At 73.1% G+C, this 17,042-nt stretch carries 11 protein-coding genes; 5 read left to right on the top strand and 6 right to left on the bottom strand.

Features of this window, described 5'->3' with window-relative positions; genetic code table 11:
* The first annotated feature begins 45 nt into the window (after positions 1 to 45).
* Together eccCa and ACFVVX_RS35490 are read left to right on the top strand one after the other, a co-directional pair.
* Positions 46 to 3,993 (top strand): type VII secretion protein EccCa, encoded by a 3,948-nt coding sequence (gene eccCa / locus ACFVVX_RS35485; protein WP_387951948.1) that lies wholly within the window; start codon positions 46 to 48, stop codon positions 3,991 to 3,993.
* Positions 3,994 to 4,465: 472 nt separating this feature from the next.
* Positions 4,466 to 5,878, top strand: a complete 1,413-nt coding sequence (locus ACFVVX_RS35490) for an APC family permease (protein ID WP_387951950.1) — start codon at positions 4,466 to 4,468, stop codon at positions 5,876 to 5,878.
* Between the two features lie 72 nt (positions 5,879 to 5,950).
* Here ACFVVX_RS35490 and ACFVVX_RS35495 read toward each other — a convergent pair whose 3' ends face one another.
* From ACFVVX_RS35495 to ACFVVX_RS35520, 6 genes are all read right to left on the bottom strand, one after another.
* Positions 5,951 to 7,231, bottom strand: coding sequence for a hypothetical protein (locus tag ACFVVX_RS35495; protein WP_387951952.1), 1,281 nt, complete (start codon positions 7,229 to 7,231; stop codon positions 5,951 to 5,953).
* Positions 7,232 to 7,286: 55 nt separating this feature from the next.
* Complete coding sequence (locus tag ACFVVX_RS35500; RefSeq protein WP_387951954.1) at positions 7,287 to 7,829, bottom strand: SigE family RNA polymerase sigma factor; 543 nt, start codon at positions 7,827 to 7,829, stop codon at positions 7,287 to 7,289.
* A gap of 143 nt (positions 7,830 to 7,972) precedes the next feature.
* A complete protein-coding gene (gene mycP, locus ACFVVX_RS35505) occupies positions 7,973 to 9,229 on the bottom strand; it encodes a type VII secretion-associated serine protease mycosin (RefSeq protein WP_387951956.1) in 1,257 nt (418 codons plus the stop codon).
* A gap of 103 nt (positions 9,230 to 9,332) precedes the next feature.
* Positions 9,333 to 9,626: a WXG100 family type VII secretion target gene (locus tag ACFVVX_RS35510; RefSeq protein WP_387951958.1), complete on the bottom strand. Its 294-nt coding sequence runs from the start codon at positions 9,624 to 9,626 to the stop codon at positions 9,333 to 9,335.
* 71 nt (positions 9,627 to 9,697) lie between these two features.
* A complete protein-coding gene (locus ACFVVX_RS35515; protein WP_387951960.1) occupies positions 9,698 to 9,988 on the bottom strand; it encodes a WXG100 family type VII secretion target in 291 nt (96 codons plus the stop codon).
* Positions 9,989 to 10,166: 178 nt separating this feature from the next.
* Complete coding sequence (locus ACFVVX_RS35520; protein WP_387951962.1) at positions 10,167 to 11,849, bottom strand: type VII secretion protein EccB; 1,683 nt, start codon at positions 11,847 to 11,849, stop codon at positions 10,167 to 10,169.
* Positions 11,850 to 12,017: 168 nt separating this feature from the next.
* Between ACFVVX_RS35520 and eccE the strand changes: the two genes are divergently transcribed.
* The 3 genes from eccE (at position 12,018) to ACFVVX_RS35535 (ending at position 16,850) form a co-directional block, all read left to right on the top strand.
* Positions 12,018 to 13,421 carry a type VII secretion protein EccE gene (gene eccE, locus ACFVVX_RS35525; RefSeq protein ID WP_387951964.1) on the top strand — a complete coding sequence of 468 codons (1,404 nt, stop codon included), beginning with the start codon at positions 12,018 to 12,020 and terminating at the stop codon, positions 13,419 to 13,421.
* Complete coding sequence (locus tag ACFVVX_RS35530; RefSeq protein ID WP_387951966.1) at positions 13,421 to 14,188, top strand: hypothetical protein; 768 nt, start codon at positions 13,421 to 13,423, stop codon at positions 14,186 to 14,188. Before eccE ends, ACFVVX_RS35530 begins: the two co-directional genes overlap by 1 nt.
* A gap of 154 nt (positions 14,189 to 14,342) precedes the next feature.
* Positions 14,343 to 16,850 (top strand): MinD/ParA family protein, encoded by a 2,508-nt coding sequence (locus tag ACFVVX_RS35535; protein ID WP_387951967.1) that lies wholly within the window; start codon positions 14,343 to 14,345, stop codon positions 16,848 to 16,850.
* The last annotated feature ends 192 nt before the right edge of the window (positions 16,851 to 17,042 follow it).

Consider the following 17,042-nt stretch of genomic DNA (forward strand, 5'->3'; position numbering starts at 1 on the left):
TGCCGAAGTGAGCGAGCGAACCGTTCAGGACCATGGGGTGGGCGCATGAGTGTTGTCATGGTCAAGCGTCCTGCCCGGGCCTATCCACCGGTGGTGCCGGACGAGCCGGTGGAGTTGGTCACCCCGCCCGAACTGCCCAGGGCGGGCGGGGAGGACTGGGTGATGAGCATCCTCCCGATGCTCGGCATGGGCGGCTCGGCGGTGTTCTTCTTCTCGCCCGGCGCCGCGCCCCCGATGAAGATCATGGGCGGTCTGATGATCGTCTCCACGGTCGGGATGGCGCTGGCCCAGATCGTGCGGGCGCGCAAGGGCGGTTCCACCGCCACCGCGGACGAGCGGCGCGACTACCTCAAGTACCTGCAGCAGATGCGCCGCCAGGTCCGGCGCACCGCGGAGCGCCAGCGCGGCGCCCAGCTGTTCCTCAACCCCGAGCCGGACCAGCTCTGGTCGATCGTCGCGGACGGCCGCCGGCTGTGGGAACGCCGCACCGGGGACGCCGACTTCGCGCAGATCCGGGTCGGCCGGGGGCCGGTGCAGCTGTCCACTCCGCTGGTGGCCCCGCAGACCGCGCCGATGGACGAGCTGGAGCCGCTGGCCGCCGCCGCGATGCACACCTTCCTCAAGGCCCACGGCACCCTGCAGGACCTGCCGTTGGCGGTCTCGCTGCGCGCCTTCTACCACATCACGGTGTGCGGCGACCCGGACACCGTGTACGGCAACGTCCGGGCGATGATCGCCCAGTTGACGACCCTGCACTCGCCGGACGACCTGCTGGTGACGGTCGCCGCGGCGCCGGGCGCGGTGGACGAGTGGGAGTGGACCAAGTGGCTCCCGCACAACCAGCACCGCAAGGACAACGACGGCGCCGGCTCGCGGCGGCTGATCGCCACCGGCCTCGGTGAGCTGGAGGACCTGCTCCAGGACGAACTGGCCGGGCGCCAGCGCTTCGTGCGGGACGCCCCTCCCGCGGCCGACCAGCCGCACATCATCGTCGTGATGGACGGCGCCTCGGTGCCGCACGACTCGCTGCTGGCCGGTGCGGAGGGTGTGCACGGGGTGACCATCGTCGAGGTCGTCCCGGGCGACCTGGACGAGCCGACCGGCCACCTGATCGTCACCGTCACCCCGCAGGAGCTGCTGCTGCGTTCGGCCTCCGGCGCGACCTACGCCGGCAAGCCGGACACGCTGTCCACCTGGCAGTCCGAGGCGCTGGCCCGCCAGCTGGCGCCGTACCGGATCTCGGCCGGCGGCGACGACGAACCGCTGCTGTCCAACCTGGACTTCACCGAGCTGATGGGCTCCGGCGACCCGGGCTCCTTCGACGTGAGCCGCAGCTGGCGCACCCGCGCCCAGCACGAGAAGCTGCGGGTGCCGATCGGTGTCGGCGCCGGCGGCGAGCACGTCTACCTGGACCTCAAGGAGGCCGCGCTGGACGGCATGGGCCCGCACGGCCTGTGCGTCGGCGCGACCGGCTCCGGCAAGTCGGAGCTGCTGCGCACCCTGGTGCTGGGCCTGGCGATGACCCACTCCTCGGAGACGCTGAACTTCGTCCTCGCGGACTTCAAGGGCGGTGCCACCTTCTCCGGGATGGCGGACATGCCGCACACCTCGGCGGTGATCACCAACCTGGAGGGCGAGCTGACCCTCGTCGACCGCATGCGCGACGCGATCGAGGGCGAGCTGAGCCGCCGCCAGGAGCTGCTGCGCTCGGCCGGCAACTACGCGAACCTCAACGAGTACGAGCGGGCGCGCGGGGCGGGTGCGGCGCTGGACCCGCTGCCCTCGCTGGTGCTGATCATCGACGAGTTCTCCGAGCTGCTCACCGCCAAGCCGGACTTCATCGACATGTTCATCCAGATCGGCCGGATCGGCCGTTCGCTGGGTGTGCACCTGCTGCTCGCCTCGCAGCGCCTGGAGGAGGGCAAGCTGCGCGGTCTGGACACCTATCTCTCGTACCGGATCGGCCTGCGGACCTTCTCGGCCGCCGAGTCGCGGGCGGCGATCGGTGTGCCGGACGCCTACCACCTGCCGCCGGTGCCCGGTGTCGGGTACCTGAAGTTCGGCACCGACGTGATGGACCGGTTCAAGGCCGCGTACGTCTCCGGTCCGTACCGCGCCCCGGGCCAGCAGCGCTCCGGCGGCGGACGGCTGGTCACCGCGCAGCCGGTGCTGTTCACCGCCGCCGAGGTGCCGGTGCTGGAGCCGCTGGTGCAGGAGGTGGAGCCGGAGGTCGAGGAGCTGGACGACGCGCTGGTCGACACCGTGCTGGACGTGTTCGTGCAGCGGATGGCGGGCCAGGGCCCGGCCGCGCACCAGGTGTGGCTGCCGCCGCTGGACGAGCCGATGAGCGTGGACCAGCTGCTGCCGCCGCTGCAGCCGACGCCGGAGCGCGGGCTGACCTCGCCCGGGTTCGGTGCGCTGGGCCGGCTGGTGGTGCCGGTGGGCATCGTCGACAAGCCGCGCGAGCAGCGCCGCGACGTGCTGCACCAGGACTACTCGGGCGCGGCCGGCCACGGTCTGATCGTCGGTGGTCCGCGGTCCGGCAAGTCGACGCTGGTGCGCACCACGGTGGCGGCCTTCGCGCTCACCCACACCCCGCTGGAGGCGCAGTTCTACCTGCTGGACTTCGGCGGCGGCGGCTTCCAGGGGCTGCAGGACCTGCCGCACGTCGGCGGGGTGGCCGGGCGGCTGGACGGCGAGAAGGTCCGCCGCATGATCAGCGAGGTGCACGGGGTGCTCAACCGGCGCGAGGAGCTGTTCCGCGCGACCGGTATCGACACCATCTCGACGTACCGCACCCGCCGGGCGAGCGGGCAGCTGCCGGACGAGCAGTTCGGCGACGTCTTCCTGATGATCGACGGCTGGAACACCTTCAAGCAGGAATTCGAGATGCTGGAGCCGGTGATCGGGGACATCGCGCAGCGCGGTCTCGGCTACGGCGTCCACCTGATCATCACGGCGGCCCGGTACGCCGAGGTGCGGCCGGCGCTGAAGGACCTGCTGCAGAACCGGACCGAGCTGAAGCTCGGTGACGCGATGGAGTCCGAGGTGGACCGCCGGGTGGCGCAGAACGTGCCGTCCTCCCCCGGGCGCGGTGTCACCGCGTCGAAGCTGCACTTCCTGTCCGGTCTGCCGCGGGTGGACGGCCTGTCCTCGGTGGAGGACCTGCAGAGCGGTGTGGCCGGTCTGGTCGAGGCGGTCAACGCGGCCTGGTCGGGCCCGCGCGCCCCGCAGGTCCGGATGCTGCCGACGGTGCTGGACGGGCAGTCGCTGCCGAAGGGCTTCGAGCACCCGGAGCGCGGTGTCGCCTTCGGTGTGGACGAGGTGGAGCTGGCTCCGGCCTTCGTCAACTTCGAGACCGATCCGCTGTTCATCGTCTTCGGCGAGAGCGAGTCGGGTAAGTCGGCGCTGCTGCGGATGCTGATCAAGCAGATCACCGAGCGGTACACCCCGGACCAGGCCGGCATCGTGGTCGGCGACTACCGGCGTGCGCTGCTCGGCACGGTGCCGCCGGAGTACCTGGTGGAGTACGCGGCCGCGCAGCCGGCCATGACGAGCATCGTGGAGATGCTGCGCGGGGCCTGCTCGCGCCGCCTGCCCGGACCGGATGTGACCGCCGAGCAGCTGCGCAACCGCAGCTGGTACAGCGGCAAGGACATGTTCGTGATCGTGGACGACTACGAGCTGGTGGCGACGTCCTCGGGCAACCCGCTGGCGCCGCTGGCCGAGTTCCTGCCGTTCGCCCGTGACATCGGCCTGCGCATGATCATCGCGCGCAGCGCCGGCGGTGCCGGGCGCTCGCTGTACGAGCCGGTGATGCAGCGGATGCGCGAGCTGGGCGGCCAGGGCGTGATCCTGTCCGGCAGCAAGGACGAGGGCGCGCTGCTGGGCACCGTGAAGCCGCAGCCGCTGCCGGCGGGCCGAGGGGTGTTCGTGTCACGCCGGATCACCAACGGGCAGATGGTGCAGACGGGCTGGCTGCCCTCCGCATAGTCCGGGGCGTTTCGGTCACGTACGGTGACCATGGGGTCGGGTTCCTCGGGAGCCCGGCCCCTTGCGCGTCCCACGTGCCGAAACGTTACCTAGATCTTTGCGGCCCGGCGCTGCGGTTCCCGTCGTGGTGGCGGGGCCCGGCGGGCCGCCGAGGGGCGCCTGGGCGTGTCATCGTCGCACCCGACCACAGCCTTTGAATCCTGGCTCGCAACACTCCGTTCACCTTGGATTCAATCGCGATGCGGCAGAGGTAACAACTCGGACATACTTGACAATTACCGTGAGCGATCACCGGATCGTATGTTTATGCCCTTTCATGCAACGGATTCCGAAGCAATTCGGCCATTGACGCAATCAATACGGCCAGGTTCCATGGCGAACCGGGAGCGTCAGAACCAGGACCCAGAGCAACCATCCGGCGGAGGCGATACCGCTCCCTCTCCAGGACCGCACAGAGTCGATCGGAAGCCACATGACCGACACGCTTCGCCCGCCACGCGCCGTAGCCCCCGCTGCGGCGACCGACGGCGCCGGCGCCTCGCCCCAGAAGCTCAAGCGCTCGATCGGCGTCGTGGGCGGGACCCTGCTCACGCTGTCCTGCGTCACCCCGGCCTCCACGCTCTTCGTGATCGTCCCGGAGCTGTTCTCCAGCATCGGCAGCGCCACCGCGCTGGCCATCGCCATCGGCTCGGTGCTCTGTATCGCGGTGGCCTTCTGCTACTCCGAGCTCGGCACCCTGATCCCCAGCGCCGGCGGCGAGTACGCGATGGTCGGCACCCTGGCCGGGCGGCTGGCGGGCTGGCTGGTCTTCGTGCTGTCGCTGATCGTGGTGATGATCGTCCCCTCGGTGATCGCGCTCGGCACCGCCGACTACCTCGCCCCGGTGCTGCACGTCGACAAGCCGCTGGCCGGCGCCGCGGTGATGCTCGCCGCCACCCTGGCCGGCCTGCTGGACCTGCGCGCCAACGCCTGGATCACCGGCATCTTCCTGGTGCTGGAGGTCATCGCGGCCGGCGTGGTCTCGGTGCTCGGCTTCGCCCACGCCAACAGCGGCGCGCCCGGCCTGCTGCACGGTGTGGTCGCCGGCGAGGGCGGTGCCACCACCACGGTGAGCATCGGCGCCGTCATCGGCGCGCTCGGCATCGCGCTCTTCATCACCCAGGGCTTCTCCACCGCGGTCTACCTCTCGGAGGAGCTGGAGAACCCGCGCCGCAACGTCTCGCGCACCGTGCTGTGGACGCTCGGCATCTCCGCCGCCGTCATCCTCGTCCCGGTCGTCGCCATCACCGTGGGCGCCCCCGACCTGGAGACCCTGAGCTCCGGCGACATCTCCGGCATGGTCACCGCCTGGAGCAGCTCCGCGGTCGGCACCTTCATCAGCCTCTGCGTCGCGCTGGCCATCATCAACGCCGGCATCGTCATGGTCATCCAGAACTCCCGGGTGCTGTTCGCCTCGGCCCGCGACAAGGCCTGGCCCGAGCCGGTCAACAAGGCCTTCGCCACCCTGGGCCGGTTCGGCTCCCCGTGGATCGCCACCCTGGCGGTGGGCCTGCCCGGCGCCGCCCTGTGCTTCGTCAAGGGCGAGCTGCTCAGCGAGATCACCGGCGTCGCGGTGACCGGGATGTACCTGCTGGTCGCGGTCGCCGCCCTGCTGTCGCGCCGCAACCACCACAAGCACGCCGCCGCCTGGCGGATGCCGCTCTGGCCGGCGATCCCGGTCGTGCTGATCGCGGTGCTCGTCTACATCATGACCCAGCTGGACACCGAGCCCCTGCTGTGGACTGGTGGCATCACCGCCGCCGCCACCCTCTACTGGCTGTTCTACCTGCGCCCCCGGCAGGACACCCGCTGGGTGATCACCCTCCCCGAGGACGAGCAGGCCTGACCCCCACCCCACCCCCACGCGGCGGTGCCCCGGGCTCCCCCAGGCCCGGGGCACCGCCGTGTCCGCACGCGGCTACTTCCCGAGCTTCCACTCCGGGCTGACGGCGACGGCCTTCACCTGCTCCAGGGTCAGCACCGGCTGCTCCCCTCCGGTGGCCGCCGACTTGGTGCCGCTCACGGCGGCGACCATGACCCGCGCGCCGTTCGGGTGCAGGGTCTCGACCGACGGCTGCGGGCCCGGGCGGACCACCACCCTGGTGCCGTCCGCCAGCGTGTCCGCGTCCTTGAACAGCTGCTGCCTGGCGGCGTCCTGCTGCGAGTAGTCCTCGACCCGGAGGATCACCGTGCCGGTGGCCGGGCCGTTGGTCACCGTGAAGGTGGCGGCGAGCTCGTCGCCGCTGCGCGCGGTGATGCCCGCCCCGGCCGGCAGCAGCCCGGTGAGCAGCGCCTCGCGCTCCTGGAGCGAGAGGCCGCTGCGCACCGCCTCGGTGTCCACCCCGTCGTACCGGACCGCCGCCACGATCCGGTCCCAGGACCCGTCGGTGACCACGGCCTTCAGCTGGTCGAGGGTGAGCGGCGGGTTCGGGCGGCTGTCCGGGGCTCCCTTCTCCTTCGGCGCGTTCCACTCGCTCACCGTGACCGAGCGGCCGTCCGGCCCGGACAGCGTGGCGGACCACTCCTTGGTGTCGGCCCGCCCGTCCGCGTACTCGTAGCCCTGGCTCAGCGCCAGCTCGGACCCGTCCGCCAGCCTGATGACGCTGCAGGCGTCCAGCCGGGCGGTCACCAGGTTCTCCGGGCAGGTGCGCGGCTGCCCCTGGCCCTTGCGGTGCTTCTGGATCCCGACCTGGATCAGCGACCTGCCCCGGCCGTCGTCGAAGACCAGGTCCGCGCTCGCGAAGGTGCCGTTCAGCGAGGGGTCGTCGGTGCCCCGGCCGGAGCCGTCGGTGACCACGCCCTGGGGCAGCAGCGCCTTCAGGGTGGCCAGCACCTCGTCCCCGGTGACCACCGGGGTCTCGGCGGAGGCCGACGGGCTCCCGGTACCGGTCGGCGTCCCACCGGAGGTCCGGGCCCCGACGGCGGAGGCGGCCCCGCTCGACGCCGGTCCGGCGGCCGCGCCGATCGCCGCCGCGGCCGGGGCGGTACCGCCGGCCCCGGAGAGGTACACCGTGCCGGTGCCCACCAGGGCCAGCGCGGCCGCGCCGCCCACCACCGCAGCGGCGGAGCGCCGACGCCAGCGGCGGCGGCCGCGGACCAGGCCGCCCGTCACCAGCGGCGCCTGCTCGGCGCGGAAGCCCTCTCCGGTACGGGTGAGGGCGTGGAGGAGGTCGTCTTCGAACCTGTCCTGCTCGGACATGGGTGGTCACCGCTTCTTTCGATCACGGGGTCGGTCGGTGGAGGGGTTCGTCCGCTCAGCGGGCGGCCAGCTCGGCGAGCGAGTCGCCGAGCAGCGCGCGCAGCCGGGCCAGCGCCCGGGAGGTGCGGGTGCGGACCGCGCCCGAGGAGGCGCGCAGCACCTCGGCGGTCTCCTCGATGCTGCGGTCCTCCCAGTAGCGCAGCACCAGGACGGCCCGGTCCTTGGCCGGCAGCCGTCCGAGCGCGTCGAGCAGCGTCAGCCGCAACGTGCTGTCCGCCTCCCGGCCCTCCGGTTCGGGGAGGTCGCCGGTGGGGCGCTCGCCGCTGGAGCGGCGGCGCTGCTGGGCGAGGAAGGTGCGCACCATCACGGTGTGGGCGTACGCCCCGGGGTTGTCGATCCGGTGCCGCCCGCCGGTCCACGCGCTGCGCCGCCACAGGACGTACATCCGGCTGAGGGCCTCCTGGACGAGGTCCTCGGCGCGGTGGGTGTCGCCGCTGGTCAACAGGCAGGCCGAGCGGTACAGATGGCCGGTCCGGCTCGACACGAGCTCCAGGAACTCCGCGTCCTTGGCCTCGCGTGTGGCGCCGGTCCGCCTCATCCGCCCCGTCCCCCCTGCTCGTTGTCGCTGACATCTGTTCGATGCGGCGAGCGGGGCGGGATGTTACAGACGGATCGGAAGGGGTCCGCGCGGCGGCCGGCCGGGTCGGTTCACCGGCACGGCGGGCGCGCGGCCCGGAGGGGTCAGAGCCCCTGCGGGCGCCGTCGGTGGTCGCGGAGCACGATCCCGCCGCCGACGAGCAGCGCGACGAGCAGGGCGCCGACGCCCAGGACGTACGTCGCGGTGCGGCCGTCGCGGTCGGCCTGGGTCTCGCCGAGGCCGAGCGGCTGCGGAATGATCGGGGCGGCGGCCAGCTCGACGGGCGGGTCGTCCTTGGCCTCGACGGGGGCCACCTCGGGCGCCTTGGTGACGGCCTTCAGCGGGTCCACCACGCCCCAGCCGATGAACCGGTCCTTGGTGCGCTGGGTCCGCTGGGCGGTCTGCTCGATCCAGGCGCGCACCTGCACGGGCTTCCAGCCCGGGTGGGCGCCGACCAGCAGCGCGGCGAGGCCGGACACGTAGGGCGCGGCGAAGCTGGTGCCGTTGTCCACGCACTGGCCGCCCTTGGGGACGGTCGAGAGCATGTCGACACCGGGAGCGGCGACGTCCACGAAGTCGCCAAACTGCGAGAAGAGGGCGCGCTCGTTGTTGCGGTCGGAGGCGCCGACGGCGAGCACGGTCGGGAACGCCGCGGGGAAGGTGTCGCCCTCCTTGCCGTCGTTGCCGGTGGAGGCCACCACCACGACGCCCTTGGCCTCGGCGGCCTCGACGGCGGCCTTCAGCTCGGCGTAGCCGTTGAACTCGGCCGTCCCGGCGCCGCGCACGTCCTGCGAGATGTTGATGACCTTGGCGCCGCCCTGCACCGCGAGGTTGATCGCCTCCACCAGGGAGGAGACGTCGCCGTTGCCCTCGCTGTCGTTCTGGCGGATCGACAGGATGGTGGCGCCCGGGGCGAGCCCGACGAAGCCGGTCTGGTCGCGGTGGGAGGCGGCGATGATGCCGGCCACCTTGGTGCCGTGGCCGACCAGGTCGTCCTTGCCCGTCCCCTCGACCTTCTGCTTGTCCTTGTTCTTCAGCAGCGAGCCGCCGTCCTGGACCTTGCCCGCCAGCTGCGGGTTGTGGTCGTCCACGCCGGTGTCGATGACCGCGACGAGGACGCCGGCACCGATGGTCTTCCCGCCCTGCCAGAGCTCGTCGAGCACCACGCGCTGCAGGGCCCACGGCATGACCTCGACGTCGAGCGCGGGGTTGGGGCAGTCGCCGGCGGACGCGAGGCCGGGGCCGGTCTGGACGCCGTCGGCGTACGCCGGGGCCGCCAGCGGGCCGCCCAGCACCGCGAGCACGGCCAGCGCCGCGGCCGTCTTCCGGTACCTGCCTACCGACACCCTGCCACCCCTCATGTCGTCCACCCGTGAATGCGCGCCAGGGGCGGGTGCCCGGAGACCGGGCACCCGCCCCTCACGGCGGCGTCGTTCTCACCCCTGACGGGGTGGGAGCACCTCGTCAGCCCCAGAGCTGGGCGTTGTTCTTCTCGGTGCTCTGGTAGCTGTCGGCGGCGTTGTCCAGCGACTTGGCGATCTGCTCGAGCACCTGCTGCAGGTGCGCGGCGCGCTGGTCCCACTTCGCCTGGTGGGCCTGGTAGCCCTGCTGGGCGACACCCTCCCAGCTGGCAGCGATCTTGGTGACGCCGCTCTTCAGCTCCTCGAGCTGGCTCGAGATCTGCTTGGCGGTGCGACGAACCTCGGCACCGGCGCTCTTGACGGCTTCGAAGTTAACGAGAATGTGCTGGTCGGACACGTTGTCTCCTAGTCGAGGAAGCATGGCGCCCCGTCACCGGGGCGGCGATGGATGACCCGTCAGGCTGAGGCTCAGGCCTTGAACGCGGCCTGCTGGTCCGCGTCGGTGGCCGAGTACTGCTTGGTCGTGACCTCGATCGCTTCCTTGATCGCCTTCAGCGACTTGTTGAGCTCCACCGCATCCTCGTTGAACTGCGTCTGCAGGGACTTGTAGGCGGTGGCGGCCTGACCCTGCCATCCCGCGGCAATCGAGCCGACCAGGCTGTCGAGGGTGCGAATCTCGCCCTCGATCTGGCCGATGACCTGGTCCATGTGCTTGGCGAAAGCCAGCATCTCTTCCGCGGTCGTCTTGAACTGACCCATGCTCTACCGTCCCCCATGAGACAGACGCTTTGTCCGGCGGGCCGTCCCGGCCCCGCCGTCGCATCACCGGTGTGATGTCCAGCAGAACTGTAGTCGGCACACGCAGCTCGCCCAACACTGGGAGAGCCGTAGTTACCAGACCATGACACTGAGGCCAATTCCGTTACCGGACACGGCGTCAGGCGTTCTGCTGCTGCCTGGCGTTCTTGGCGTTCAGGGCCGGACCGGCCGGTACGAGGCTCGACCACTCCTTGGGTACCGGGATCGGCTGCAGGCCCTGGTAGCCCAGCCGGGCCTGGTTCCCGCCGGCCTCCTCCGGCGGCTGCGGCGCGGCCGCCGAGGCGCTGGGCTGGGCCGTCGGCGCCTTCGGCGCACCGCTCGCGGCCGCCTGGGCGGCCGCCGCCTGCGCGTCCTTGGCGCCGCCGTCGGTGTTGGCGGGCACCGAGTAGCGCAGCCCCGTCTCGGTGATCAGGAAGTCGCTGCCGGAGCCGCCCGTCCCGTTGTCCAGCGCGCGGTAGAAGAGGCCGTGACCGGGGGTCACGTGCGCCGAGCCGGCGCCGTTGCTGTACTGCGCCGGGTAGTCCGGGCCCGCCCAGACGCTGCGCCTGGGCGTCTTGCCGTCCTCGGCCACCCCGTCGAAGGTGCTGCAGACCACCAGCCGCGGGTCCTTGGGTGCCTTCCAGTTGTTGGCCGGCGCGCCCGCCTTGGCGGGCCAGTCCCCGCCCACGCCCTTCAGCGGCCCGGCGGCCAGCCCGAAGCTGCTGTGGTCGGCCGGGGTGAGCTCGTCCACCCGCGGGTTCTTGTTCGCGTCCTGGTTGTACAGGCCCTGCAGGGCGGGGTTCTGACGGATCAGCTCCGCCTGGAAGGCGGTGATGGTGAACAGCTGGTCCTTGCCGACCACGTAGTGCTGGTCGCCGTACCGGACCAGTCGGCCGACCTTCCGGTCCTCCGGATTCTGCAGCGCCACCGAGGAGTTGGCGGCCTTGGCGTCCGGGACCAGCCCGTCGACCACCGGGAACTGGATGGCGCTGCCGGTCGCCAGGGTGTCCAGCCAGTCCTTCTTCACCTTCTGCGGCTGCGCGGTCGCCCCGAACACGGCCGTCATCAGCGACTGCTTGTCCTTGTCGGAGGTCTGGGTGCCGCCGATGGCGTGCTTACGGCCCTGCGCGTCGACCAGGTACAGGCTCAACTTGCTCTGGTCGACGGGCGGCTGGCCCGCGCCTGGCTGCGCGACGACCTGCTGCTCGTCGGTCTGCTGCACCAGCAGCGCCTGGTCGATGTCCAGCAGCCGGTCCTTGGCCTCCAGCGCCTTCGCGTCGTCGCCGGCCGCCACGAACACCGCCTGGTTGACGGTCTGCTGCAACTGGTCCGAGCCCGGGCGGTCGCAGACCGACCACTTCATCGGCTTGCTCGCCCTGTCCTTGGCGGGCAGCTTGTCCGGCGCGTACGGGATGCCGATCGTCGGGCCGTGGTGCGGGTACTTGTCCAGCACCTCGTCGGCGACCACCACCACCTTGGCGTCCACCGGCAGCACCAGCCGCGCCGAGGACATGTTGAGCACCTGGTGCAGCCGCTTCGTCTTGTTGTCCGGGTCCGTCAGCACCACGTACCGGGTGGTCGACTTCTTGCCCTGGACGACGTTCTTGCCGTCGTCCCAGCCCACCGGCGCCCCCGGCTTGAAGACGCCCCACACGCCGAACCCGCCGACCACCAGCGCCGCCACGATGACGCTCGGCAGGACCGCCTTGACCGGGCGCGGCGCGTCCTCGTCGCTGCCGCCGCCCCCGGGCAGCAGAAAGGCCCCGACCGTGCGCTTGCGGGCGAAGGTGTAGGCGTTCAGTTCGTCCCGGCGCGATGCCATGCTCGTCGTCTCCCCTGTTGACCGACATACCCCGTGGTCCGCACCCGCCGGGCGCGAGTGGCGTCGAACCCTCTACGATGCGGCAGCAGACGGTGAGTACGGTACGGGTACGGTTCGCGAACCGGCCAACCGGGCCGCGACAACTGATCAGAGAGGGTCACTCGGGGGATGCCAAGTCAGACCGCTCCAGGGCGCCGCAGCACGGCACAGGGCAGGGGGTCGCGCCGGCCGGGCCGCCGCGCACAGCACGATCCGGCCCCCGCCGGCGCGCCGTCGCCCGCCCCCGCCGGCGGCTCCGGCGCCCCCGTACCGGTGCGGGTCCACCCCCGGCCGGGGCTGCTCGGCGGCCGCCTGAGGCTCCAGCAACTCGTGCTGGTCGAGGTCGCCGTGGCGCTGGTCGCGGTCGGCTGGACGATCAGCAAGCCGGTCGCCGGCGCCTTCGGCGCGGTCGCCCTGGCGCTGGTCGTGCTCGCCGTGATCCCGCTGCGCGGCCGCACCATCCCGGAGGCACTGCGGGTGCGGGCCGCCCTGAAGGCCCGTCGGAAGCAGGCCAGGACGACCGTCCCGCCGGCCGGCACCGACCCGGCCATCGCCCCCGCGCTGGAGCTGGAACCGGCCCTGCGCACCTGCACCCACGCCACCGAGACCGACTTCGGCGGGCGCCCGGTGCGCCGCGAGACCGGCATGGTCGGCGACGGCACCTTCCTCAGCTCGGTCCTGCTCGTCCAGGCCAAGGACCAGCCGCTGCGCCCGGCGCGCACCGCGCTGCCGCTCCCGCTGGACGTGATCTGCTCGGCGCTGCAGGTGGACGACATCACGCTGGAGTCCGTCCAGCTGGTCCAGCACACCCAGCCCGCGCCGGCCCCGCACCTGCCCGAGCAGTCGCTGGCCGCCCGTGCCTACCAGGAGCTCCCGGACGGCACCGCCACCCCCGGCCTGCGGCTGACCTGGGTCGCGCTGAAGCTCGACCCGGAGCGGGCCGCCACCGCCGTCCGGGCCCGTGGCGGCGGCGAGGAGGGCGCCCGCAAGGCCCTCCAGCGGGTCACCGACCAGCTGGCCGGGCGGCTCAACGGCGCCGGCTTCAACGCGACCGTGCTCGACGAGCGCGAGCTGATCGCCGCCCTGGCCATCTCCACCTGCGCCAACCCGCTCGCGGTGGCCGGACGCCAGGGCACCGGCGGCGGAGCCGGCAGCGGCCGCCGCACCCAGGAGAGCAACCGGTTCTGGCGGATCGACGACCGCTGGCACAGCACCTACTGGATCTCCCGCTGGCCGCAGCTCAGCCGCCCCGGCGGCACCCCCGGCCGGATCGCCGCCCCCGACCTGGTCAACCTGGTCACCGGCACGCCCGCGCTGGCCAGCACCTTCAGCCTCACCGCCGGACACGGCACCGGCGGCTCGGTGACGATCAGCGGGCACGTCCGGGTCACCGGGCGCAGCGAGAGCGAGGTGGACCAGGTCGGGCGGCTGGTGGAGGCGCGGGCGCAGAGCGCCGGCCTCGGCCTGGCCCGGCTCGACCTGGAGCAGGCCCCCGGCCTGCTCGCCACCCTGCCCCTGGGAGGAGCGTCCTGATGGCGTACCAGACCTTCACCGCCCCCGCCCCGCAGCCCGGCGACGGCCAGGCCCGGGTCCGGCCCCGCATCCTGCCCGGCTTCGGGCTGCGCGGCCCGCGCCGGGAGAAGCACGTGCTGACCACCGAGGACCTCGGTGCGCTCGCCTTCCCCGTCGGCGACGACGGCGTGGTCATCGGCGAGGACTCGCACAAGCAGCCGGCCGTGCTCGGCCTGTTCCGGCCGACCGCCTACGACCTGGTCCTGGTCGGCGGTGTCTGGACGGCCCAGATCATCGCGCTGCGGGCCGCCGCGACCGGCGCCCGGATCGCGGTGGAGACCGGCCGCGCGCAGCTGTGGGGGCCGATGGCCCAGGCCGCGGGCGGCGGCCAGCCGTGCGTGACGGTCCACCAGGTCGGCCGGCTCGGCCCGCAGGGCGCCTCGGTGACCTCGCCGGTGCTGGTGGTGCGCGACCTCGGCGCCCGCCCGCCGCGCAGCCGGCTCTCCGCCGCGCCCTGGCAGACCACGCTGACCCTGCTGCCCTACCTGGGCCCGAACGCGGCCCGGGTACTGAACGCGGCCGACCTGGTCGGCGTGCAGCGGGTCTCCCCGCAGGAGGCGGAGCTGATCGGGCGGGTGCTCTCGCTCGGCCGCCAGGACGTCGAGTCGCTGCCCAACCTGGGTGAGGACATCACGCTCTGGACGACGCGGATGCGCCGCCAGTACGTGCGCACCATCCCCGGACAGGCCGAGCAGCAGGTCCTCGGAGGCCCGCGCCGGATGGACTGACGGGCCCCCGCGGGGCCGTCGCGGTTCGTGTTCACTCCTCCGGCGTACACCCGGCGAGATGAGACTCCGCCTTCAACGAGGGGTGGCACACGCCCTAGTCTTTGATGCGGCAACGGCACCGCGCACAGCGGCGGCGAACACGAGGGAGCCCAAGGTGAGCAGCGATCGGGACGGCGTCTACGTCGGCGACAACGCGGCGGAGGACGACGACGACTGGTCCGACGCGCCCGACTACACTCCCCCGTCCTGGTACATCCAGACGGATTCCGCGGCGGCTCCACCGGCCGCGCCCGCACCCGCCGCTCCCACCGCGCCGGGGCCGGCGCCCGGACCGCCGGGGGTGGTGAGCCCGCAGCCCGCGACCGCTCCCGCGCCTGGTCCCGCACCTGTCCCGACGCCGACGCCGGTTGCTGCGCCCGCACCGACCGTGGTGGCGCCGCCCGTGCCCGAGCACCCGCAGGCCGCCGGTCCGTCGGCGCCCGGACCGGTGCCGGCCCCGGCCCCCGAGCCCGCGCCGGTGGCTCCGCAGGCCGCCGTTCCCGCCCCGCAGGCCGGCGACGGCCAGGCGCCCGCACCCGCGCCGGTGCCGGCCACTCATGTCGAGGCGCAGCACGTCCCGTTCGCCGCGCACCCGGCTCCCGCACCCGGACCTGCCCCGGTGCCCGGGCCCGCCCCCGTGCCCGGGCCCGAGCAGCCGCAGGCCGCCGCCCAGCCGTGGCCGCCCGCGGACGGCTCGGCGTACCAGCAGCAGCCCGGCCCGGCCCAGCTGTACGCGGAGCAGCAGGCCCCGCCGCAGCAGCCGCAGGCCTACGCCGAGCCGCAGCACGCCGCCCCCCAGCCGCCGCCGTACGCGGATCCGCAGCAGCAGCCGCCCTACCCGGACCCCCAGCACGCCCAGCAGCAGGCCCAGCCGCACGCCCCGCAGCCGCCGTACGCCGACCCCCAGCAGGCCCCGCAGCCGCCCTACGCGGACCCGCAGCACGTCCAACAGCCGCCGTACGCCGACCCGCAGCACGCGGCCCAGCCGGTCCAGCCCCAGCCGTACCCGCAGCAGTCCGCCGCGTGGGCCGCCGAGCAGGCGCGCCAGCAGGCCGCCGCCCAGCAGGCCGCCCAGCCGGTGCCCGGCCCGCAGGCACCCGGCCCGCAGTCCCCGCCGGTCGACCCCCGGCAGGGCGGCTGGCCCCAGCCGAACGCCTACCAGCAGCCCCCGCAGCAGCAACAGCCCCAGCAGCCCCAACAGCCCCAGCCGATGCCCCCGGCCACCGGCGGCCAGGCCTGGCAGCAGCAGGCCGGCGTCCCGCAGGCGCCCGCCGCCTTCCAGCAGGGCGCCGCCCCGCAGCAGGTCGCCCACGGCGCGCCGCTCGGCTACACCGCCGCCGTCGAGCTGTCCTCGGACCGCCTGCTGCGCAACCAGCCCAAGCAGCAGCGCCAGCAGCCCCGCTTCCAGTTCGGCGGCAAGGCCGCCGCGGCGGAGCGCGGCCGCAAGCTGGAGGTCATCCGCACCCCGGTGCTGAGCTGCTACCGGATCGCCGTGATCAGCCTCAAGGGCGGCGTCGGCAAGACCACGACCACCACCGCACTCGGCGCGACGCTGGCCAGCGAGCGCCAGGACAAGGTGATCGCGATCGACGCCAACCCGGACGCCGGCACCCTCGGCCGCCGGGTCAAGCGCCAGACCGGCGCGACCATCCGCGACCTGGTGACGGCCATCCCGCACCTGCGCAGCTACATGGACATCCGTCAGTTCACCTCGCAGGACCTGCACTCGGGCCTGGAGATCCTGGCGAACGACGTCGACCCGGCCGTCTCGACGACCTTCAACGACTCGGACTACCGCCAGGTCATCGACGTCCTCGGCCGCCAGTACCCGATCATCCTGACCGACTCCGGCACCGGTCTGCTCTACAGCGCGATGCGCGGGGTGCTGGACCTCGCCGACCAGCTGATCATCGTCTCCACCCCCAGCGTGGACGGCGCCTCCAGCGCCTCGACCACCCTGGACTGGCTCTCCGCGCACGGCTACGCCGACCTGGTCCAGCGCAGCATCACGGTGGTCTCCGGAGTCCGCGAGACCAGCAAGATGATCAAGGTCGAGGACATCGTCGCGCACTTCCAGACCCGCTGCCGGGGCGTGATCGTCGTCCCCTTCGACGAGAGCCTGGCGGCCGGCGCCGAGGTCAACCTCGACATGATGCGGCCCAAGGTCCGCGAGTCGTACTTCGACCTGGCCACCCTGGTCGGCGAGGACATCATCCGCGCCCAGCAGGCCGCCGCCCAGCAGGCCGGCTGGCAGCAGCAGACCCAGCAGCAGTACCCGGGCCAGCCGCAGCCGTACGCCGACCCGCAGCAGCAGGCCTACCCGCAGGCGCCGCAGGCGCCGTACCCGCCGCAGCAGCCCGGCCAGGGCGGCTACCCGGGCGGCCAGCCGGCCCCCGGCGCGCCGTGGGCCCCGCAGCCGGGCCAGGCCCCGCCGCCCCCGCCCGGGTACGGCTACCCGCAGCCGCAGCCCGGGGCGCCGGGTGCGCAGCCGCTGCCGCAGGAGTGGCAGCAGCAGCCCCCGCAGCAGGGCGGCTACGGCTACCCCCAGCCCGACGGCCGGCAGCCGCCCGCACCGCCGGCCGGGTACGGCTACCCGCAGCAGGGTCCGCCGCCCCAGCAGTAGCCGCAACGCCGGGGCCCGCCGACCGCGCGGAAACGAGTCGGGCGGCGGGCCCCGGCGCGCGGTGCGGGGCGGCCGGGGCAGCCCGCGGCGGGGGGCTCGGTCTCTTATACACAACTGACGCGGCCGACGAATCAGTAAGTGTAGATCTAGGTGGTGGCCGGCTCATTAAAAGGTGGGTTGAGGCGGGGGCGT

This window comes from Kitasatospora sp. NPDC058170, from assembly GCF_042883905.1.
In the GTDB taxonomy this organism is placed as follows: Bacteria; Actinomycetota; Actinomycetes; order Streptomycetales; family Streptomycetaceae; genus Kitasatospora.